Source organism: Phytoactinopolyspora alkaliphila (genome assembly GCF_010550695.1).
GTDB classification, from domain to species: Bacteria; Actinomycetota; Actinomycetes; order Jiangellales; family Jiangellaceae; genus Phytoactinopolyspora; species Phytoactinopolyspora alkaliphila.
Map to the genome: position 1 here is coordinate 44,478 of NZ_JAAGOB010000016.1, position 20,869 is coordinate 65,346.

At 68.8% G+C, this 20,869-nt stretch carries 21 protein-coding genes; 14 read left to right on the forward strand and 7 right to left on the reverse strand.

Annotated features, from left to right (window positions below; translation table 11 throughout):
* Positions 1–54 precede the first annotated feature (54 nt).
* Entirely contained in the window at positions 55–1,176 is a 1,122-nt protein-coding gene (gene dapE, locus G1H11_RS22565) for a succinyl-diaminopimelate desuccinylase (protein WP_163820875.1), read from the forward strand.
* Positions 1,177–1,237: 61 nt separating this feature from the next.
* The gene (locus G1H11_RS22570) at positions 1,238–2,038 is read left to right on the forward strand and encodes an LOG family protein (protein WP_343074907.1); all 801 of its coding nucleotides are present in this window, start codon (positions 1,238–1,240) and stop codon (positions 2,036–2,038) included.
* Positions 2,039–2,370: 332 nt separating this feature from the next.
* On the opposite strand, the gene folP is transcribed toward G1H11_RS22570, so the two are convergent.
* Entirely contained in the window at positions 2,371–3,258 is an 888-nt protein-coding gene (gene folP / locus G1H11_RS22575) for a dihydropteroate synthase (protein WP_163820934.1), read from the reverse strand.
* Between the two features lies 1 nt (position 3,259).
* Here folP and G1H11_RS22580 point away from each other — a divergent pair, with 1 nt between their 5' ends.
* Both G1H11_RS22580 and G1H11_RS22585 read left to right on the forward strand, forming a co-directional pair.
* Positions 3,260–3,586 (forward strand): DivIVA domain-containing protein, encoded by a 327-nt coding sequence (locus G1H11_RS22580; RefSeq protein ID WP_163820877.1) that lies wholly within the window; start codon positions 3,260–3,262, stop codon positions 3,584–3,586.
* Positions 3,587–3,624: 38 nt separating this feature from the next.
* Positions 3,625–4,248: an SRPBCC family protein gene (locus G1H11_RS22585; RefSeq protein ID WP_163820878.1), complete on the forward strand. Its 624-nt coding sequence runs from the start codon at positions 3,625–3,627 to the stop codon at positions 4,246–4,248.
* Here G1H11_RS22585 and G1H11_RS22590 read toward each other — a convergent pair.
* Together G1H11_RS22590 and G1H11_RS22595 are read right to left on the reverse strand one after the other, a co-directional pair.
* Positions 4,208–4,804: a DNA-3-methyladenine glycosylase I gene (locus G1H11_RS22590; protein WP_163820879.1), complete on the reverse strand. Its 597-nt coding sequence runs from the start codon at positions 4,802–4,804 to the stop codon at positions 4,208–4,210. The genes G1H11_RS22585 and G1H11_RS22590 overlap by 41 nt on opposite strands.
* The gene (locus tag G1H11_RS22595) at positions 4,794–5,582 is read right to left on the reverse strand and encodes an enoyl-CoA hydratase-related protein (RefSeq protein ID WP_163820880.1); all 789 of its coding nucleotides are present in this window, start codon (positions 5,580–5,582) and stop codon (positions 4,794–4,796) included. The genes G1H11_RS22590 and G1H11_RS22595 overlap by 11 nt, the downstream gene beginning before the upstream one ends.
* 263 nt (positions 5,583–5,845) lie before the next feature.
* Here G1H11_RS22595 and G1H11_RS22600 point away from each other — a divergent pair, with 263 nt between their 5' ends.
* From G1H11_RS22600 to G1H11_RS22610, 3 genes are all read left to right on the forward strand, one after another.
* Complete coding sequence (locus G1H11_RS22600) at positions 5,846–6,013, forward strand: DUF3117 domain-containing protein (protein WP_162452433.1); 168 nt, start codon at positions 5,846–5,848, stop codon at positions 6,011–6,013.
* A gap of 132 nt (positions 6,014–6,145) precedes the next feature.
* Positions 6,146–7,759 (forward strand): leucyl aminopeptidase, encoded by a 1,614-nt coding sequence (locus G1H11_RS22605; protein WP_216844040.1) that lies wholly within the window; start codon positions 6,146–6,148, stop codon positions 7,757–7,759.
* Entirely contained in the window at positions 7,759–8,106 is a 348-nt protein-coding gene (locus G1H11_RS22610; protein ID WP_163820882.1) for a hypothetical protein, read from the forward strand. The genes G1H11_RS22605 and G1H11_RS22610 overlap by 1 nt, the downstream gene beginning before the upstream one ends.
* Before the next feature lie 81 nt (positions 8,107–8,187).
* On the opposite strand, the gene G1H11_RS22615 is transcribed toward G1H11_RS22610, so the two are convergent.
* Positions 8,188–10,479, reverse strand: coding sequence for an FdhF/YdeP family oxidoreductase (locus tag G1H11_RS22615; protein WP_163820883.1), 2,292 nt, complete (start codon positions 10,477–10,479; stop codon positions 8,188–8,190).
* A gap of 220 nt (positions 10,480–10,699) precedes the next feature.
* Here G1H11_RS22615 and fdhD point away from each other — a divergent pair, with 220 nt between their 5' ends.
* Entirely contained in the window at positions 10,700–11,524 is an 825-nt protein-coding gene (gene fdhD / locus G1H11_RS22620) for a formate dehydrogenase accessory sulfurtransferase FdhD (protein ID WP_174257886.1), read from the forward strand.
* 94 nt (positions 11,525–11,618) lie between these two features.
* Here fdhD and glgA read toward each other — a convergent pair whose 3' ends face one another.
* Complete coding sequence (glgA, locus tag G1H11_RS22625) at positions 11,619–12,779, reverse strand: glycogen synthase (protein WP_163820885.1); 1,161 nt, start codon at positions 12,777–12,779, stop codon at positions 11,619–11,621.
* 144 nt (positions 12,780–12,923) lie between these two features.
* Here glgA and glgC point away from each other — a divergent pair, with 144 nt between their 5' ends.
* On the forward strand, positions 12,924–14,144 hold the full coding sequence (gene glgC, locus G1H11_RS22630; protein WP_163820886.1) for a glucose-1-phosphate adenylyltransferase: 1,221 nt from the start codon (positions 12,924–12,926) through the stop codon (positions 14,142–14,144).
* 132 nt (positions 14,145–14,276) lie between these two features.
* Here the strand turns inward: glgC and G1H11_RS22635 are convergent, their stop codons facing one another.
* Positions 14,277–15,083, reverse strand: a complete 807-nt coding sequence (locus G1H11_RS22635; RefSeq protein ID WP_425501273.1) for an O-methyltransferase — start codon at positions 15,081–15,083, stop codon at positions 14,277–14,279.
* A gap of 106 nt (positions 15,084–15,189) precedes the next feature.
* On the opposite strand from G1H11_RS22635, the gene sigE reads away from it, so the two are divergent.
* From sigE to G1H11_RS22660, 5 genes are read left to right on the forward strand one after another with little or no spacing between them, the layout of a single operon-like run.
* Positions 15,190–15,864 carry an RNA polymerase sigma factor SigE gene (gene sigE / locus G1H11_RS22640; protein ID WP_163820887.1) on the forward strand — a complete coding sequence of 225 codons (675 nt, stop codon included), beginning with the start codon at positions 15,190–15,192 and terminating at the stop codon, positions 15,862–15,864.
* Positions 15,861–16,508, forward strand: coding sequence for an anti-sigma factor family protein (locus G1H11_RS22645; RefSeq protein ID WP_163820888.1), 648 nt, complete (start codon positions 15,861–15,863; stop codon positions 16,506–16,508). The genes sigE and G1H11_RS22645 overlap by 4 nt, the downstream gene beginning before the upstream one ends.
* Positions 16,505–17,689 carry a sigma-E factor regulatory protein RseB domain-containing protein gene (locus tag G1H11_RS22650; RefSeq protein ID WP_163820889.1) on the forward strand — a complete coding sequence of 395 codons (1,185 nt, stop codon included), beginning with the start codon at positions 16,505–16,507 and terminating at the stop codon, positions 17,687–17,689. The genes G1H11_RS22645 and G1H11_RS22650 overlap by 4 nt, the downstream gene beginning before the upstream one ends.
* Positions 17,690–17,732: 43 nt before the next feature.
* Positions 17,733–19,085, forward strand: a complete 1,353-nt coding sequence (locus tag G1H11_RS22655) for a S1C family serine protease (protein WP_216844041.1) — start codon at positions 17,733–17,735, stop codon at positions 19,083–19,085.
* Between the two features lie 43 nt (positions 19,086–19,128).
* A complete protein-coding gene (locus tag G1H11_RS22660) occupies positions 19,129–19,674 on the forward strand; it encodes a twin-arginine translocase TatA/TatE family subunit (RefSeq protein WP_163820891.1) in 546 nt (181 codons plus the stop codon).
* A 24-nt stretch (positions 19,675–19,698) separates the two neighbouring features.
* Here G1H11_RS22660 and G1H11_RS22665 read toward each other — a convergent pair whose 3' ends face one another.
* Positions 19,699–20,847, reverse strand: a complete 1,149-nt coding sequence (locus tag G1H11_RS22665; RefSeq protein ID WP_163820892.1) for an Mrp/NBP35 family ATP-binding protein — start codon at positions 20,845–20,847, stop codon at positions 19,699–19,701.
* Positions 20,848–20,869 lie beyond the last annotated feature (22 nt).

Genomic DNA, 20,869 nt, shown 5'->3' on the forward strand with positions numbered 1-20,869 from the left:
CTCGCTCAACATTTCCACTGCATCCGGGGCCGCGAGGCCGTAGGCTCGGTCAGCGTGGAGACGCTACTCGACCTGAATCTTCCCGCCACCGAGCTCACCGCTGTGATCTGCGACATCGCTTCGGTCAGCGGTGAGGAGAAGGCGCTCGCCGACGTCGTCGAGGCGTCGCTGTCGGCGTATGAGCACCTCGCCGTCGACCGGGACGGCGACACGGTCGTCGCCCGCACCGGGCGTGCTGCCGGCTCAGGAGACACGGCTCGGCCAGGGGATACGGCTCGGTCAGGGGACACGGCTCGGTCCGGACGGGTCGTCGTCGCCGGACATCTCGACACGGTGCCGATCGCGGCTAACCTCCCCACCAAACGCGACGGCGACTTGCTGTGGGGGCGCGGGACCGTGGACATGAAGGGCGGCGTCGCCGTGATGCTTCGCCTGGCGGCACACATCACCGAGCCCGTCCGCGACGTCACGTACGTGTTCTACGACAACGAGGAAGTCGAAGCCGAACGCAACGGGCTGGGCCGTATCAGCCGGACCCGGCCGGAATGGCTGGAGGCCGACTTCGCGGTCTTGATGGAGCCGACCGCGGCCGCCGTCGAAGGCGGATGCAACGGCACGCTGCGCGCCACGATCGGGTTGAGCGGACAAGCGGCCCACAGTGCACGGTGGTGGATGGGGGACAACGCCATCCACCGCGCCGGAGATGTGCTGCGGAGGCTGTCTGCCTACACCCCGGCGGTGGTGGACGTCGACGGTCTGACCTATCGCGAAGGACTCAACGCGGTGGCGATCGACGGCGGGATCGCGGGAAACGTCATCCCGGATCGCTGCACGGTGACGGTGAACTACCGGTTCGCCCCCGACAAGGACGAAGAACAGGCCTTCGCGCACGTCCGAGATGTCTTCGACGGATACGAGATCGAGCTCGCCGACAGCGCGCCAGGTGCCCGTCCCGGTCTCGGCCGGCCCGCGGCGGCCGCTTTCATCGAGGCGGTGGGAGCCGAGGTGAGGGCGAAAGAGGGCTGGACCGACGTCGCCAGGTTCTCCGCGCTCGGCGTCCCGGCGGTCAACTACGGGCCCGGCGATCCGCAGCTGGCACATGCCGACGACGAGCGGGTGCCCCTGGGCGAGATCGCGCTGTGTGAGGACCGCATGTTTGCGTGGCTGGCACCATGACGGCCGCTGGCCCGGCGAGGCCGGCCTCGAGACTGGTTCGCAGGACGTTAGGGTGTCGCGGGTGAACGATTCCGACCAGACGAACCGGCCGCCGGAGTCGCACCGCGGCGGGCTGACACTTCGCCGCTCACGGCTGCCCACCGACACCCACGACCAGATGCTCCTGGACAGCCGAGGACCGGTCGACTGGGTGCATACGGACCCGTGGCGAGTGTTGCGTATCCAGTCCGAGTTCGTCGAGGGCTTCAGCGCCCTGGCCGAGCTCGGACCGGCCATCAGCGTGTTCGGCTCCGCCCGCACCCCCACCGACGATCCGCAGTACGCGCTCGCCGAAGAGCTGGGCGAACGCCTCGTAGGTGCCGGCTACGCCGTCATAACCGGGGGAGGACCCGGCATCATGGAGGCGGCGAACAAGGGCGCCAGCGCGGCGGGCGGGACGTCGGTGGGCCTCGGCATCGAGCTTCCCTTCGAGCAGGGCCTCAACGACTACGTCGACCTCGGGGTCGATTTCCGTTACTTCTTCGCCCGCAAGACGATGTTCGTCAAATACGCGCAAGGCTTCGTCGTCTTTCCCGGTGGCTTCGGCACGCTCGACGAGCTCTTCGAAGCGCTGACGCTCGTGCAGACCGGCAAGGTCACCACCTTTCCCATCGTGCTGGTCGGCACTGCCTACTGGGGCGGGCTGATGGACTGGCTACGCTCGACGCTGGCCGCGGAGAAGAAGATCTCGCCCGTGGATCTCGAGCTGCTGACCGTGACGGATTCGCTCGACGAGACGATCGACGTCATCATCACCGCGGGATCCGCCCGCCGTGCTCGTGAGCGCGAGGCCGTCGCCACGACAGCCGCCGACGCCGAATAGCGGTCCAGCTCTCTGGGGCCTCGCGCATCGACTATGCGTGCCACCTCGGTCTCCGTGGCCACCTTGGTCACCTGATCGTCGATTTGTCAGCTGATCGCCTCCTGGCCTGGGAACCGGATGACGAAACTGGAGCGAATCGCGCGTGTTCGCCATCTGATCGCGTCTCAAGATGTGAACGCCTGGAGATCAGATGGCCAAACCCTGAGAATCGGCCGGTGTCTGTCATCTGATCTTCTTCGCTCGTCCACACGTCCAGCGCGGATGATCAGACGACAAATCGACGATCAGGTGACGAACTGGGGTGAGCATCGGCCGAGCGGCTGGCGAGTCGCTCAGCCGAGGCCGCGGCTCACGGCGCGCGGCGGCAGGTCGCCCTTGATCGCCCCGACCATGTCCAGTACCTGGCGCGTCGCCGCGACGTCATGTGCCCGAAAAACGCGTGCGCCCTGCCACGCCGCGACGGCCGTAGCGGCGAGCGTGCCGTAGAGCCGCTCGTCCACAGGCAGGTCCAATGTCTCGCCGACGAAGTCCTTACGCGACATGCTGACCAGGACCGGCCAGCCCGTACCGACGAGCTCGTCCAGGCGACGGCTCACCTCGAGCGAGTGGTACGTGTTCTTGCCGAAGTCATGCGTGGGGTCGACGAGGATTCCGTCCGTCCGCACGCCGGCCGCCACGGCCTGGGCGGCGAGGCCGGTGGCGCCGGCTATCACGTCGGCGACGACGTCGTCGTAGGTCACGCCATGTGGATCCGTGCGTGGCGCGTGTCCGCCGGTGTGGCTGCAGACCAGACCTGCGCCCCAGCGGGCGGCCACGGTGGCGAGATCCGGATCGGCGGCGGCCCAGGCGTCGTTGATCAGATGCGCGCCGGCCTCGCAGAGCACGTCGGCGACTCCGGCCCGGTAGGTGTCTACGCTGATGACCACACCGGGGAGCCGGTCATGAATGGCCGCGACGAGGTCGACCGTGCGTTCGATCTCTTCGGCCTCGCTGACCGGGGCGCCGGCACCGGCCTTCACCCCACCGATGTCGATGATGTCGGCCCCCTCGGCGACGACCTGCTCGACCCGGTCCCATGCCTGGGAGAAGCCGAACGTGGCGCCGTTGTCGTAGAACGAGTCCGGGGTCCGGTTGACGATCGCCATGACGGCGAAGTTGCCAGGCCCGAACGTGGCGGACCCCAGGCGCAGGGCGGCGGTGTCGCGTGGCACGATCAGCATTATGTACGTCGTCTTCACGGTCGTCGCCGCCGCGGTGGTGTTCGCCGTGGTCGCGGTCACGCTGGGCCGGGGTGACCTGCTCGACAGGGAGCCGCCCCATTCAGGTGGGCCCGAACTCGGCGAGCAGCCGGTCCGGCCGCGGGATCTTGCCGATCTGCGGTTCTCCGTCGTCGCGCGCGGATACCGGATGGATCAGGTCGACCAGGTCATCGAACGTCTCGGTGACGAGATCACTTGGCGGGACGCGCGCATCGCCGAGCTCGAGGCCGGCACCCGCCCCGCCGGCCCGCTCATCCGGCATCCGAGGCCGGCGCGGGACGACACGTAGATGCCGTCGGCAGGCGGTGAACGACGCTGAACGCGGCATTGAGGATCGTTGTCACCCGGGAGGTCGACCGGTCGGCCGAAGAGGTCTGGGCCGTGCTCACCGACTGGGAACGGCAAGGTGACTGGATGCCGGCCACAACGGTACGGGCGAGCGGCGGCGCCCAGACCGATGACAGCGGCGCCCAGACCGATGACAGCGGCGCCCAGACCGATGACAGCGGCGCCCAGACCGATGACAGCGGCGCACAGACCGATGACAGCGGCGCACAGACCGATGACAGCGGCGCACAGACCGATGACGGGGGTGGGCAGGGCAGTGGCGATCAGGGCAATGGTCAGGGCGTCGGCGGGAGGATCGAGGCGTGGACCGGTATCGGTCGTTTGGGCTTTCTCGACACCATGGTCATCACATCCTGGGATCCGCCTCGCCGCTGCGACGTCATGCACACCGGCCGGATCGTCCGCGGTCCCGGATCCTTCATAGTGACCGCCCTTGACCCCCGCCGGTGCAGGCTGACCTGGGAAGAAGACCTGGAGATGCCGTTCGGCCGGATAGGCCGTGCCACAGCGTGGCTGATCCGGCCCCTGGCCCGCGCCGGACTGGGGATAGCCCTGCGCAGGTTCAGCCGTTACGTGCGGCGCAACCCTCCAGGTGGTCGTTGACCAGTCCCGCCGCCTGCATGGTCGCATACGCCGTCGTGGGGCCGACGAAAGCGAAGCCGGCCTTCTTCAGCGCCCGGGCCAATGCCTTGGATTCCGGCGTGGTCGCGGGTACGTCGGTCAGGCTTCGTGGTGCCGGGCGTCCACCGTCGGGTGCGAATGACCAGATCAGCGCGTCGAGTGCCTCATCGCCGCCGGCTTCCTGAAGCCGGCACACGGCTCGGGCGTTGGCGATGGCCGCGTTGATCTTGGCTCCGTTGCGCACGATCGAGGCGTCGGCCATGAGGCGGCCTACGTCGTCGTCGCCGAAACGCGCCACCACCGCTGGGTCGAAGTTCGCGAAGGCCCTCCGGAAGCTCTCCCGCTTGCGCAGGATGGTCAGCCAGGAAAGCCCGGACTGAAACGCCTCCAGGGTGAGCCGCTCGTAGAGGGCGGCGTCGCCGTGGACGGGCCGGCCCCACTCGGTGTCGTGGTAGACGACGTAGTCGGCTGTGCTCAGCGCCCACGGGCAGCGAGGCGCACCGTCCGAGCCCGCCTGCGGGCCTCCCTCACTCGCCACGGAACACCGGAGTGCGCTTGTCCAGGAACGCCTTGACGGCTTCGCGGTGATCGCGGGTATTGCCGGTGAGTTGCATCATCTGTTCCTCGTGCTCGATCGACTCGTCGAACGATCGTACGGCCGAGATGTCCAGCGCCCGGCGGATGGCCGCGTACGCGGCCGTTGGACCCGCAGCAAGCCGAGCGGCTAGCTCCTGCGCGCGGGGCAGCACGGCCGCGTCGGGCACCACCTCGGTGGCCAGGCCGATGGTCTTCGCCTCGGCCGCGTCGACGGTCCGGGGAAGGAGCAGGAGCTCGCGAGCCTTCGCCCATCCCACCAGGCGCGGCAACGTCCAGGACGCGCCGGTGTCGCAGGAGAGTCCCACGGCGGCGAACGCGAGGTTGAAGCCGGCTCTCTCGCCGACGACACGCAGATCGCACGCGAAGGCGTAGGAGGCCCCGGCACCGGCAGCGATGCCGTTGACGGCGGCGACGACCGGTTTCGGCATGCTAGTCAACGCACGCACCGTGGGGTTGTAATGGTCGCGCACGGTGTCGCCGAGGTCGGCTTTGCCTCTTTGCAGCTTCTCGCCGTGTTCGCCGAGATCTTCGCCCACGCAGAATGCGCGCCCCGTGCCGGCCAGAACCACCGCCCGCACGTGCCGGTCCGCGGCCGCGTCCCGGACGCGATCTCTCAGCGCTTCCTTGGTGCTGGTGTTCAGACTGTTCAGAGCATCGGGCCGGTTCAGGGTCACGGTGGCGACGCCACCGGCGACGTCGTAGCGGACAGGATCGGTCACGGCGTTCCCTCTCCTCGGGTACGGTGTACTGGCAGCGTAGAGCAGATCTGAGCCGCTCTCACAGGGGCCGCGGACGCGCCAGGGCTTCTCCGGCCAGGGCCATCCGGGGACGCGGTGAAGCATGGTTTTTCCACAGACTTGACGGTGCTCTCCCCTGGACGCATCGGCATGCGGGATAATGTGACGGTTCGTGACGTGCACGGGTGTCGCCTCCTGGGCCAGATCAGGTGGTGTCGTGCATGCTTACAGGAAGGAGTGCGCGGATGGCGGCGATGAAGCCGCGGACTGGCGACGGGCCGCTCGAGGTCACGAAGGAGGGGCGCGGCATCGTCATGCGAGTCCCTCTGGAAGGCGGGGGGCGTCTCGTGGTCGAGATCTCGCTTGACGAGGCTCACGCGCTCAGTGATGCGCTGAAAGACGTCACCGGCTAGTACGGGGCCTCGGTTCTGTCGCGGTTCCGTGCCGGATGACATAGAAATCCCAGGGGCCCCGTCCGATGTGAGTGCACATCGGACGGGGCCTTATTGTCAGGCTTGTCAAGAAGCGGGATATGTGGAGTTGTTGTGCTAGCCGAGAATCGTGTGCGGCCCACCACCGTGACTACCGACTCCCGGGATGTCCTGGACGTCGACGCCGGCGTGCTGGCCATTCCGTTGTGGCCTCGGGATGACGCCGAGGCGCAGTCCGACGACGACGCCGCACTCGCGGGCTCGCAGCCCGGTCCATGGATTGGCCCGGGAGGAGACGCGATTATCGACTCCCTCGGGTTGGATCTCGTCGGCTTGGTGGAACGCGAGCACGGCACCGGCAAGGCGGGCGAGATCTTGTCGCTTCAGGTGTTCGCGGAGGGCCGCGGCGCGGGCAGCGTAGACGGCGACGTGGACGTGACCAGGGTGCTGCTGGTCGGTCTGGGCGACGGCTCGCCCGCCGCGCACCGCAAGGCGGGCGCGGCCCTCGCACGAGCCACACGTGGTGCCGAGCGAGTGGCCAGCACAGTGACAGCAACGTCGGGCGACGCCGAGATCGTGGCGTTCGTCGAGGGTGTCGTGCTGGCCACGTTCGCTCTCGACGCGCATCGCAGCAAGCCGCTGAAAGAGACCAAGGCGCCGCTGCGGGCGCTGGTGCTCGCGGGCTCCGATCACGGCTCGGAAGCCGTCGAGCGTGGCATGGCCCGAGCGAGTGCTTCCTGGTATGCACGCGAGCTCGTGCACACGCCGTCCAACGTCAAGGACCCCGCATGGATGGCAGAACAGGCGCGAGACGTGGGCCGCGCCACCGGTATGGACGTGCATGTTCGTGACGAGAAGAAGCTCGAGGCCGAGGGGTTCGGGGGCATCGTCGCCGTCGGCGTGGGTTCCGCTCGGCCACCGCGGCTCGTCGCCATGCGCTACGAACCTCGTGGCTCACGCGCCACTACCCCGCATGTGGTGCTCGTGGGCAAGGGCATCACCTTCGATTCCGGCGGATTGTCTTTGAAGCCGCGCGCCTCGATGACGACGATGAAGACCGACATGTCCGGTGCCGCCACTGTGCTCGGCGTGATGTCGGCCGTGTCTGCGCTGGACGTGCCGGTGCGGGTCACCGGACTCCTGGCGCTGGCGGAGAATATGCCCGGAGCCTCCGCGCAGCGGCCGAGCGACGTCATCACCCAGTACGACGGCACCACCGTGGAAGTGCTCAACACCGATGCCGAAGGCCGCCTGGTACTGGCCGACGCCATCGCCTACGCCGTCGCGGAGCTTCAGCCCGACGCCATCGTCGACATCGCCACGCTCACTGGTGCGGCCACCGTCGGTCTGGGCCGGTCCGCGGCCGCGCTCTACTCCACCGACGACGAGCTGGCCGGAACGCTGGCAGCGGCAGGGGACGCATCCGGTGAACGGATGTGGCGGATGCCGCTGGTGGAGGACTACCGGCATGCGCTGGACTCGGCCGTGGCCGACGTCGCTCACATCGCCACCAGCAAGGTGAACGGCGGCTCTATCGTGGCCGCGCTGTTCCTCGAGCGGTTCACCGGTGGCGTGTCATGGGCACACCTGGACATCGCCGGGACCGGCCGGGCCGACAAGGACACCGCCGAGCTTGTGAAGGGCGGCACCGGATACGGCGTGCGCGCACTGCTCACCTGGCTCGAGACGTACGGCACCGATGGCACCCGGCCGGCAGAGGGAGAATGATGTTCGGACTGACCGTGCGGTGGTCGCTGGAGGACGCGCCGAAGAAGACCGCGAACGAGCTGCGCGACTATGTGCGAGACTCCTCTCTCGCGCGGTTCACCGGCATGTCGGAACTGCGGTTCAAGACCTGGCGGATGCGCCCCGGCGAGTGGTTCGAAGGCACCTATGTGTTCGCCACGGTGGAGGCCCGGGACACCTTCGCCGACGAGTTCGCCGAGAAGGCGGCGGACTCGCCGGTCTCCAAGACCGTCGGCTCGCCTCCACAGCTTCAGGAGACGTTCGAGGTCGTTGCGGTTGCCGAGGGAGGCGCCGGGTTCGCCGCCGGCCTCGGGTCCACCAATGGCTGAGACACCGCCGGCTCCGCGACGACGAGCCTCCACGCGGCACACCGGCCGCCGAGGCCACGGGCTCCACGCGGGGCAGCGTCCTCAGCCGGTGACCGGTTCGAGCCGCACGACTACGGACTTCGATGCCGGTGTGTTGCTCACCTCGGCGGTGTGATCGAGCGGCACCAGCGGGTTGGTCTCCGGATAGTACGCAGCGGCGCATCCGCGCGCGGTGGGATAGGCCACCACCCGGAACGACGGTGCCCGTCGCTCACCGTCGGTCCACTCGCTCACCAGGTCAACCGTCGTGCCATCGGCGAGCCCCAACGCGTCGAGGTCTTCCCGGCAGACGAACACGACCCGGCGCCCGTTGGTGATTCCCCGATACCGGTCGTCCAGGCCGTAGATGGTGGTGTTGAACTGATCGTGCGAGCGGATGGTCTGCAGGAGGAGCCGGCCGGCGGGCACCCGGATGACTTCGAGGTCGTTGACGGTGAACCGGGCCGAGCCGTCGGCGGTGGCGAAGCGGCGTTCGTCGCGAGGCGGATGCGGAAGGACGAATCCGCCAGGTTCGCCGACCCGCTCCTCGAAGCGCTCGAAGCCCGGAATGACCCTGGAGATCCGCTCGCGCACGGTGGCGTAGTCGGCGTTGAACCGCTCCCACGGTGTGGCGTCGTCGTCGCCGAGCACCGCGCGGGCGAGTCCGCAGATGATGGCGACCTCACTGCGCAGCTCACCGGAGGCGGGGCGCAGGGTGCCGCGGGAGGCGTGCACCACGCTCATCGAGTCCTCGACGGTGACGAATTGCTCCCCGCCCGCCTGCACGTCGACTTCGGTGCGGCCCAGACAGGGCAGGATCAGCGACCGGTGTCCCGGTAGCACGTGCGAGCGGTTGAGCTTGGTGGAGACGTGCACGGTCAGGGGAATGGTGCGCAAGGCGGCGGCGGTGCGGTCGCTGTCCGGGGTCGCGGCGGCGAAGTTCCCGCCCATGGCCATGAAGACCCGGATTCTGCCCGCCAGCATGGCCCGGATGGTGTCGACCGTGTCGTGACCGTGCGCGCGGGGTGGCTCGAAGCGGAACTCGGCGCCGAGCCGGTCGAGGAAGGCGTCCGGCACTTTCTCCCAGATGCCCATGGTCCGGTCACCTTGTACGTTGCTGTGCCCGCGGACGGGGCAGGCGCCCGCCCCGGGACGGCCGATGTTCCCGCGAAGCAGCAGGAAGTTCACGATCTCGCGGATGGTGGGCACGGACTTCTTGTGCTGGGTCAGCCCCATCGCCCAGCACACGACGACGCTGCGGGCCGCCACGACCTCACCGACGAACTCGTCGATTTGCCGTGCCGTGAGTCCGGTTGCGGCGCGGACGTCGTCGTCGTTGAGCTCCATCCAGCTCGCCGCGGCGTCGTCGAAGCCGCTGGTGTAACGGTCGATGAAGTCGTGGTCGAGGACGTCGCCAGTGGCGCGATCCGCCTCGACCAGCGCGGCGTTGACGGCTTGGAAGAACGCGTGGTCGCCGCCGACTTTGATCTGCAGGAACAGGTCGGCCAGTGGGGTGCCCTTGCCGACGACGCCTCGGACGGCCTGCGGGTTCTTGAAGGCGCGCAGGCCGGCCTCGGGCAGAGGGTTGATCGCGACGATTCGCGCGCCGCGCCGTTTGGCCTGCTCAAGAGCGGTGAGCATGCGCGGATGATTGGTGCCGGGGTTCTGCCCGACAATCACGATCAGCTCGGCGTGGTCGGTGATGTCGGCCAGACTGACGCTGCCCTTCCCGATACCGATCGTCTCGTTCAGCGCGGCGCCGGACGACTCATGGCACATGTTGGAACAGTCGGGGAGGTTGTTGGTGCCGAGTTTGCGCGCGAAGAGCTGGTAGAGGAACGCGGCCTCGTTGCTGGTCCGGCCCGAGGTGTAGAAGGCGGCCTGATCCGGGCTGTCCATGCCGCGCAGCTCGTCGGCGATCATCGTGAACGCATCGTCCCAGCCGATCGGGCGGTAGTGATCGGAATCGATGTCACGGACGACGGGCGCGGTGAGGCGACCTTGCTGGCCCAGCCAGTGGTCGGTCTTGGTGGCCAGCAGGCTGATGGGGTGCGCGGCGAAGAAGTCAGGGCCGACGCGGCGCACGGTAGTCTCCTCGGCGACCGCCTTGGCTCCGTTCTCACAGAACTCGGCCACATGCGGCTTGCCGGGCTCCGGCCACGCACACCCCGGGCAGTCGAAGCCCCGATGCTGGTTGAGCAACCGTAGGGTCTTCACACCACGCCGTACGCCGGCCTGGTCGAGGACGTCCCGGAGCCCGTGGACGACGCCGGGCACACCCGCCGCCGAGCTCTGCGGTGGTCGGACGCGCAGCTCGGTGTCGTCGAAGTCGTCGCGGGGTGCATCCTTCGTCATAGTCCGACGGTAGGACGGCCGGTGCCGAATGGCTAGTGCGTGTGTGATCCGGTGCGAGTGTCTGGAGGAGACCAATTCTGTGCGGTTCGCCGAAAACGCGCCAAACTGGTCACGGGGCGGCATATAGTCACGCTCACGGTGATCTTCGTGACAAGATGATCACTGTGCGTGACGATTGGTGATGGGCGGAGCATGGTGGACCGAGCCGAAGGGTGGATCCATGGGGCGGATGACCACACGACAGCCGGTTCTTCGATTGCGGGCGGGACGGGCGGCGCGCCGCCCCGACAGCCTGGCGGTCGAGGAACCCCTGATGGTGCGTGTCGGCGGCGAGGCCGTCACGTTGACCATGCGCACGCCCGGCCATGACTTCGACCTGATCGCCGGCTGGCTGGTGAGCGAGGGCTCGGTGGCGGTGCCGGGCGACATCGTCACGATGCGGATGTGCAAGGACGAAGACAACACCGTCGAGGTGAGCCTGGCGCCCGCCGCCGTACCACCCCGGCCCAGGGCGTTCGCCACCTCAAGCGCATGCGGGGTGTGCGGAGCCGACAGCATCGAGGCGGTCCGGACCGCGATGCGCTGGCCTGTGGCCGGCGACGACACCCAGTCCGACGTCGGCATCCTGTCCGGCCTTCCGGACCTCCTGCGTTCGGAACAGAAGCTGTTCGACCGTACGGGCGGCCTGCACGCTGCCGGGTTGTTCACCGCCACCGGGCAGCCGCTGGTGGTCCGGGAGGACGTCGGCCGGCACAACGCGGTGGACAAGGTCGTGGGTTCTGCACTGCGCGCCGGACTGCTCCCGCTCCGCGGCCACGTGCTGCAGGTCAGCGGGCGCGCGTCGTTCGAGCTGGTGCACAAGGCCGCGGCGGCCGGCATCCCGGTGATGGCGGCGGTGTCGGCGCCGTCCAGCCTGGCCGTCGAACTCGCCGAGGACTGCGGCATCACGCTTCTCGGCTTCGTCCGCGGCGGCGGGATGAACGTCTACACCCATCAGGAACGCGTGCGCGTGGGACCGATCCCGCGGCAGCGGGAGCTGACCTAGACGTCAACGGATCGTGAGCGCCGGAGGTTGACACAGGCCAGCCTGAGGTCACCCGGTGGTATTCGCCGCTCTCACCGAGTGGCTCGGGCTACGGTCATTGGACGGATCGGTAGATCTCCGCGGTGCGCTCCGCCACGCCCGGCCAGCCGAACTCCGCGACGGCCCGCGACCGGCCGGCCCGGCCCAGCCGCCGTGCCTCGTCGGGCTCGGACACCAGCCGGGTGATGGCCGCGGCGAGTCCAGACTCGAAAGCCTCGGTGTCGCGGCTGTCGTAGTGGACGAGTGTGCCGGTGGAGCCGTCTGCCACCACCTCCGGAATGCCGCCCACGTCGCTGGCGACGACGGCGGTCTCGCACGCCATCGCCTCGAGGTTGACGATGCCGAGCGGCTCGTAGATGGAGGGGCAGCAGAAGACGGAGGCGTGGCTGAGAACCTGCCGGACGTCCTCTCGGGGCAGCATCTCGCTCACCAGGATCACCCCGGTGCGCTCCGCCCGCAGCCGGGCCACCAGCGCGTCGGTCTCGCGGGCCAGGTCGGGTGTGTCGGGTGCCCCTGCGAGCAGGACCAGCTGAACCTCGGGCGGCAGCATCAGCGCGGCCCGGAGGAGGTGCGGTACGCCTTTCTGCCTGGTGATGCGGCCGACGAAGGTCACGTACGGACGGTCCAGGTCGACCCCGAGCCGTTCCAGCATGTCGGTCTCGGTGACGGCGCGGTAGAACGCCGTGTCGATGCCGTTGTGCACGACGTGCACCCGTGCCGGATCCACCGCAGGGTAGGCGCGGAGAACGTCCTCGCGCATGCCCCGGCTGACGGCGATCACGGCGTCGGCGTTCTCGTAGGCGCTGCGTTCGATCCATGACGAGAGCCGGTAGCCGCCGCCCAGTTGCTCCGCCTTCCACGGCCGCAGTGGCTCCAGAGAATGGGCGGTGACCACATGCGGGATACCGTGGACCAGGTGGGCGAGATGCCCACCCGCGTTGGCGTACCAGGTGTGTGAATGGACGACGGCGCAGTCCTGCACGCCTGCGGCCATCTCCGTGTCGGCGCTGAGCACCTTCAGGGCGGAATTGGCCCCCTCCAGCCGGGGGTCGTCCTCCGAGTAGGTGCGGGCGCCGTCACGGGGCTCGCCGAGGGCATGCACGTCCACCTCGACCCCGGGAAGCTCCCGGAGATGGCGGACGAGGAAGTCCACATGCACACCTGCGCCGCCGTAGACGTACGGCGGGTACTCCCGCGTCAGCACTCCGATCCGCATAGCCCGCAGCGTAGTGCGTCCGCCGCGACCACAGCCCTTGGCATGGGTTGTGGCCGTCAGAACCGGACACATCGGACCATGTGGCGACCACAACCCATGCCAAGGGCTGTTCTCTCCAGGCCGGGATGGCCGTAGGGTGCGGCTATGGCGAAGCCCCCACATGTCCTGGGAATCGTCCTCGCCGGGGGCGAGGGCAAACGACTCATGCCCCTGACGGCGGACCGGGCCAAACCGGCAGTGCCGTTCGGCGGCAGCTATCGGCTGATCGATTTCGTTCTGTCCAACCTGGTCAACGGCGAGATCGACCGGATCTGCGTGCTGACGCAGTACAAGTCGCATTCACTGGACCGACACATCTCCGTCACCTGGCGAATGAGCACCATCCTGGGTCAGTACGTCACGCCTGTGCCCGCGCAGCAACGGCTCGGGCCACGCTGGTACCAGGGGAGTGCGGACGCGATCTTCCAATCGCTGAATCTCATCTACGACGAGCGGCCCGAGCACGTCGTCGTCTTCGGCGCCGACCACGTCTATCGGATGGATCCGCGGCAGATGCTGGAGGCGCACATCGACAGCCGGATGGACGCCACCATCGCCGGCATTCGGGTTCCGCGGGCCGGCGCCAGTGACTTCGGCATCATCCAAACCTCCGACGGGCACAAGGTCGACGCCTTCCTGGAGAAGCCGGCCGACCCGCCCGCGGTGCCGGGAGACCCGGACAGCAGCTACGCGTCGATGGGCAACTACGTCTTCACCGCCGAGGCCCTGATCGACGCCCTGCGCACAGACGCGGAAGACCCCGCGTCGGCGCACGACATGGGCGGAAACATCATCCCGATGATGGTGAACAAGGGAGCCGCCGGCGTTTACGACTTCGCCGACAACGACGTCCCCGGCAGCACCGACCGGGATCGCGGCTACTGGCGCGACGTCGGAACGCTCGACGCGTACCACGAGTCGCACATGGACCTCGTCTCGGTGATTCCGATCTTCAACCTGTACAACCGCGACTGGCCGATCCTCACCAGCCATCCGCAGCTTCCGGGGGCCAAGTTCGTCGAGGGCGGGCACTCCCGCGAGTCGATCGTGGCCCCTGGCTGCATCCTCTCCGGCTGCCTCGTGGACCATTCGGTGCTGGCTCCGGGTGCGTTCATCATGGAGGGGTCCGCGGTCTCCCGCTCTGTTCTTCTCGACAACGTGCGAGTCGGAGCGCGGGCCACCGTGCGCGACGCGATCCTGGACAAGAACGTCGTCGTCAAGGACGGTGCGACGGTGGGAGTCGACAAGGAGTCCGACCGAGCCCGCGGTTTCACGGTCACTGCCGGCGGTATCACCGCGGTCGGCAAGGGCGTCGTCGTCGAGTGAGCCGCTCGGAGTCCCCACAACGACGCTAAATGATCATGTAAACCATGTTTTCTCGTGCTTCACCAGGCCTGCAGGCACGGTGAAGCACGAGAAAACATGGTTTACATGATCATTTGGGAAGAGGGGGGCCCGCTAGCGCTTGAGGGCGACGAGCAGGCCGTCGCCGACGGGCAGCAGCGACGGCATCAGCCGATCGTGATCGCGAACGGCCCGGCCGAGCTCGCGTATGGCGACGGTCTCGGGGTCGCGTTGCGCGGTGTCGGCGACCCGGTTGTGCCAGAGTGCGTTGTCGAAGGCCACCAGCCCGCCTGGCCGGAGCAGCCGGATCGCCTGCTCGAGGTATTCGACGTACTCGGACTTGTCGGCGTCGCAGAAGACGAGGTCGTAGGCGCCGTCGGTGAGCCGGGGGAGCACGTCGAGCGCGGAACCGGGAATGAGCCGGGTCCGGTTCGGGGGGATCCCCGCCTCGGTGAACGCCTCACGCGCCAGCCGCTGATGCTCGGATTCGACGTCGACGCTGGTCAGTACACCATCGGTGCGCATACCGCCCAGGATGTACAGCGCCGACACGCCAACCCCGGTACCGACCTCGACCACCGTCTTCGCCTCGACGGCGGCCGCCAGCAGGCGCAGGATCGCTCCGCCTCCGGCGCCGATGGGAACGGCGCCGACCTCCGCAGCGCGCTGGCGGGCGTGCAGGACCGCGGGGTCCTCTGTGGTGTAAGCCTCCGCGTACGCCCATGTCTCCGGCGTCGGCGGGGCAATGTCGCCGGTAGTGATGACGGCCTCCTGCGAAGATCCAGCACGAACGTATCCAGGGCGAATCTTAGTGGGTCGCGCAAGGATAGGGACGGTCGGCGCGCGGCGTCGCCGGCGGTATGTCAGATTTGCCGTCGCGGTGTCACGCAGAGGCGCGCGGGAACCACCACTCGCCACCACGCGTTGGACTAATAGTCGGCGACATCCGACGGCGCCGGGCAGGACCGCTGGTGCAGCGGCAGGTGTCGCAAGGTCGATTGGTCAGCGAAGGGGGCGATGAGTCACTATGACAGTGGTAGTGACGCCTGACCTGAGCGTGGCCGAGGGAGGTACAGCGGTGGCCGATGCGGATGTCTGGACACCCCCCAGCTGGGAGGAGATCGTCCAGCAGCACTCGGCACGTGTGTACCGGCTGGCCTACCGCCTCACCGGCAACGCGCACGACGCGGAGGATCTGACCCAGGACGTCTTCGTCCGGGTGTTCCGCTCGTTGTCGTCGTACACGCCGGGCACCTTCGAGGGCTGGCTGCACCGGATCACCACCAATCTCTTCCTCGACTCGGTGCGCCGCAAGCAGCGCATCAGATTCGACGCCCTCGCCGACGATGCCGCCGATCGCCTGCACGGGCGCGAGCCCACACCGGAACGCCTGCTGACCGACCGGATGCTGGACGCCGACATCCAGTCCGCTCTGGACGCCATGGCGCCGGACTTCCGGGTTGCCGTGGTGCTCTGCGACATCGAAGGTCTCTCCTACGAGGAGATCGCCGCGACGCTCGGCATCAAGCTGGGCACGGTCCGCAGCAGGATCCACCGTGGGCGAGCGCATCTGAGAGCCGCGCTTGAACACCGTGCGCCCGACGACGCGCGGGCGCTGCACGCTCAAGAGTCAACTCAAGAGTCAACCCGGGACCCGATGAACGGGTCCGGTGAGCCGGACGGCTCCGGGGAGCCGACATGAAACACCTCGACGATCGAGTCAGTGATCTTGTCGACGATCGGCTGGATCACGACGAACGCGACCGCGCGCTCGCACACCTGGCGGGCTGCGAACAATGCCGGGAAGCCGCCGACATGGAGCGCTTCGCCAAAGGGGCGCTGACGTCGTTGCCGGGCATCCCCGTGCCATCGGCGCTGACGAGCAAGCTGCTCGCGCTTGCCGAGCCCGGTGGCCCGCTGCCGGCCGAGGTGCCGGCCGAGGCGGCGACCGTGGCCGCCTGGGGGCCGTCCCGTCCCGCCGCGAGCGTCGGAACCGCGCACGCCTCGCATGCGGCGGCCGGGCACCGCCCCCGAGCCAAGTTCATCGACCGGCACCGCAAGGGCGTGCGCTTCGCTGCCAGCGGAATGGTATCCACCGGCGCTGTGCTGGTCATGCTGGCCTCGCTCGGTGCGCCGTCGAACTCCAGCCGGGAGCAGACGCCGGTCAGCATCGTGCCGCCCATGGAGGAGTTCACCGCGGAGTACGCGCGGTCTACCGGCGGGCTGCCGTTCGCCGAGCCCGCCTCGATCCTCGTGCCGGCGTTGAGCTGGGACGACGGATTGAGCGCCGGTACCGGCCCAAGCTCGGCCGGTACCGGCCTGGGTATTGCCGGGGACGGCTGGTGAACCATCAGCTCACGACGACGTACCACGACCGCCGGCCGCGGCCGGAGCGGGGTTCGTTCTGTACGGTGAACGATCGCCGCTCGCACGGTGCGTTCCGGCACGCCTTGGGTGTGCTGGTGGCCCCGGCTGTGGCGGTGCCCGCGCTGATCGGCGCCCTGGTCCTCTTCGTCCAGCCGGTGCCGTCGGAGGCCGCACCGGACGAGCTGTACGGGTCTGACGAGGCACGTGCCGTCGAGCTGCTGAACCGTTCGGCCACGGCGACGAGCCGGGTGTCCTACCAGGGCACCCAGTACGTCTCGGCATGGTCGGCGCTGACCAAGTCCGGAGCGTCGGCGAGCGCGGTTGTCCAGGTCCGGCACCGGGCCGGCGGGCCGACCGAGATCGGCGTCCAGGACACTCAGACAGCGATCCTCCAGGGCAACTCCGGAACCAGCTGGCTGGCGGAGGACGGAGGCTCCGTCGACCTGCTGGTGCGCTCCTACGATGTGCGTGTCACCGGTGAGGGCCAGGTGGCCAGCAGGATGGCGGACGTGGTCGAAGCCCGCCGCGGGGACGGCTCCATCGCGGCGAGGTGGTGGCTCGATCAGCAGACCGCCCTGCCTCTGCGGCGGGAGGCGTTCATGCCGGACGGCCGGCTGCTGAGCGCCAGCGCGTTCGTGGACATCTCGCTCGTGCCGACGCCTCCGTGCTGCCTGCGAAGCAGTATCGCGCCGGCGACGACGCCCGCAGTGACGGAGGACCATGCCGCGCTGCATTGGGACGACATCGAGAAGCTGCGTGCAGAGGGGTTCCACTGCCTGGAGAGCCTGGGCGAGGACGTGGTGCTGTACGAGGCGCGCGAGCTCGGCGACGCCATTCACCTGAGCTACTCCGACGGCGTGATGACCGTCTCCGTCTTCGAGCAGCCGGGCCGGTTGGACCCGGAGCAGCTGGACGGCTACACACAAAGCCCTGTGGGTGACGGCGTGGTGTACATGAGCCCGGGACCGCCGGCCAGGTTCACCTGGCAGTCGTCGGGACGCGTCATTACGGTCGTGGCCGACGCGCCCCTCGAGCTCATCGACGAGATCGTGAGCGCGATGCCGCCCGACGGCCCCGTGGCCGAGGAGGACGGCGGCTTCCTGGCCCGGATCGCGCGCGGGGCCGGGAAGGTCGGCACCTGGGTGAACCCGTTCGACTAGTCGCCTAGGGCGACGGTGCCGGCGGCGCTTATGATTGCTCCTTGTGAGGGGCGGTTGGTCTTATCCGGACGACGACGCGGCTGCGGCCGGTCCGATTCGCTCGCGTCCCGATCCGTGGTCCGGAGGGCCGTGGTCCACCAGTGCGGTACCGCCGGGCGGACGAGCCGAGCCGGATTTCGCCGGTGCTCATGCCCGCGGCGGTAGCCGGGGCTGGGCCCGGCCGGAGCATCACCAGCCAGCCGCATCCATTCTCACCTCGGGCGTCCTCTCCCCTCAGCAGGATGCATCCGATGTGGATGCGGCGCAGCGGTCCGCCCGCCCACGTCGGCACTGGTGGTGGCTGGCCTCCGCGTTCGCGCTCGTGGCGCTCGTGGCCGGCGCGGTGGGCGGCCTCGCGGGTGCCTGGCTCCTCCAGCCGGGCGATGCCGCCACCAATACCGTCACCGTGATCGGATCGGACCCCGCCGTGGGGGAGCGCACCGAGACGTCGACCGCAGGCATCGCCGGCGCGGTGCTGCCGAGCGTGGTATCCATCTCGGCCGCCGACGGCGCCGGATCGGGATTCGTCATCTCCGACGACGGCTACGTGCTCACAAACAACCATGTCGTCGCCGCGGGGACCGACGTGGAAGGTGGCCCTATCCAGGTCGAGCTGTTCGACGGCCGCCAGCTCGAGGCCGAGGTGATCGGCCGGAGCCCCAGCTACGACCTCGCGGTGCTGCGCGTGGACGCCGACGACCTCGATCCCGTCGTTCTGGGTGAGTCGGCGTCTGTCCAAGTAGGAGACCCGGTGATCGCCATTGGCAGTCCGCTGGGCCTCGACAGCACGGTCACCAGTGGGATCATCTCCGCCCTTGACCGGCCCGTGACCGCGGGCGGGCAGTCGGACCAGTCCTACATCAACGCTCTGCAGACCGACGCGGCGATCAACCCAGGCAACTCCGGAGGCCCTCTGGTCGACTCGGCGGGACGGGTCGTGGGCGTCAACTCGGCCATCGCCACGCTGGGTATCAGCCCCGAGGTAGGCAGCATCGGACTGGGCTTCGCCATCCCGATAGACCAAGCCCGCCGCACGGCGGAGCAGTTGATCAGCAACGGCGAGGCGGTCTATCCGATCATCGGCGTGCTGCTGGACAACGCGCACAGCGGACCCGGCGCCCAGGTGGCCCAGGACAACGACGATCAGCCTGGTGTCACCCCGGGTAGTCCCGCGGACACCGCGGGCATCCGCTCCGGCGACGTCATCACGGCGCTCGACGGTGAGCCGGTGCGCACACCGGGTGCGCTGATCGTCATGTTGCGTGCCCGTGAGCCGGGGGAGTCGGTGACCCTGACGGTGGAGCGGGACGGCAGCACCCGGGAGGTCGAGCTCACCCTCGGTTCGGCCGTGGGTTGACCGTGGACGTACTCTTGAGGGACTTGGATTCGACGCGGGCGAGGTGAGTGGCATCAGCATCGGGGAGATCGCCGTTGTTCTGGTGGTGGCATTGCTCGTGTTCGGCCCGGATCGGCTGCCGACCATGGTGAAGCAGGCCGCTTCGTTCGTGAACGACCTTCGCAAGATGGTGGCCAATGCCCGGCGCGACCTGTCGGACAGCGTCGGCGATCTGGGTATCGATGAGAAAGACCTCAAGACTCTCGCGGATCTGCGCAATCCGAAGTCCTTCATCCGCCAGAAGGTGCTCGACGGCGTCGACCTGGAGGCGTTCGGCCTGGACGAGGTCCGGGACGTGGGCGACGAGCTGGAGCTGACCAACATCGGCAAGAGCCGGCGGGCCACCAACGGCGCCGCGAAGAAGCCCGCGCGGGCCTCGGCGAAGAACGGCGCGGATGGGTCGGCATCGGGTTCGGCCAGCACCGCACAGGCCGGCGCGGCTACGGGCGGCGCTGTCGAGCCGGCCAAGCCGGCGAAGGCCGAGTCCCCGGTGATCAACGCGGTCACGTCCGCCCCGTCGGGCGCCAGGTTCGACCCCGACGCCACGTAGCCCGCGTCCGCCCCGGCGGTAGCCTCAGCCCGCGGGGCTGAGGTTCAGCGACATCCCCGCAAGGCCCCGTTCCCGGTGGGAGAGCCTCCGTGCGGCGTCGCGCAGGGCGGCGGACGCGGGAGCATCCGGCTCCTTGAGCACGAACGGGATGCCGACGTCGCCGCTTTCCCGCAGGCCGATGTCGATGGGTATCTCGCCGAGCAGCGGGATGCTGGCACCGAGACGGCGGCCGAGACCGTCGGCGACCAGCTGGCCGCCGCCGGAGCCGAAGATCTCCAGGCGGTGCTCGTCGCCGCAGTGCGGGCACGGCAGGTAGGACATGTTCTCGATCACGCCCGCCACCTGCTGATGAGTCTGGATGGCGATGGAACCGGCCCGCTCTGCGACCTCTGCCGCGGCCAGCTGCGGGGTGGTAACGACGACGATCTCCGCGTTGGGCATCAGCTGTGCGAGCGAGATGGCGACGTCACCGGTGCCTGGCGGCAGGTCCAGGAGCAGGATGTCGAGGTCGCCCCAGTACACGTCGGTCAGGAACTGCTGCAGCGCACGGTGCAGCATCGGACCGCGCCACGCGACGGGGGTGTCGCGGTCCTGTTTGAACATCTCGGTGGAGATGAGCTTCACCCCATGGGCCGGGATGGGCATGATCATGCTGTCCACGACCGTGGGCCTCGAACCCTCCACACCGAGCATCCGGGGCGCCGAGTGCCCGTAGATGTCGGCGTCGACCAGACCCACGCGAACGCCGTCCGCGGCCATGGCCGCGGCCAGGTTGGCGGTGACCGACGACTTGCCGACGCCGCCCTTGCCGGACGCCACCGCATACACGCGGGTGAGCGATCCGGGCTGGATGAACGGGATCTCCCGCTCCGGCCGGCCGCCGCGCAGCTGCTGGGAGAGCTCCTTGCGCTGCTCGTCGGACATCACATCCAGCACGACGTCGACGCCGCTGACGCCGTCGAGAGCCTGCACCGCGGCGGTGACGTCGCGGGTGATGGTGTCGCGCAGCGGACAGCCGGCGATGGTGAGGTACACCTCGACGCGCACGGTGCCGTCGGCGGCGACGTCGACGGACTTCACCATGCCCAGCTCGGTGATGGGGCGCTTGATCTCGGGGTCTTTGACGCCCGCGAGTGCGGCGGTCACGTGCTCGACCGTGGGCAGCGAAGTCATATCACCGATGCTACGCGGCCGC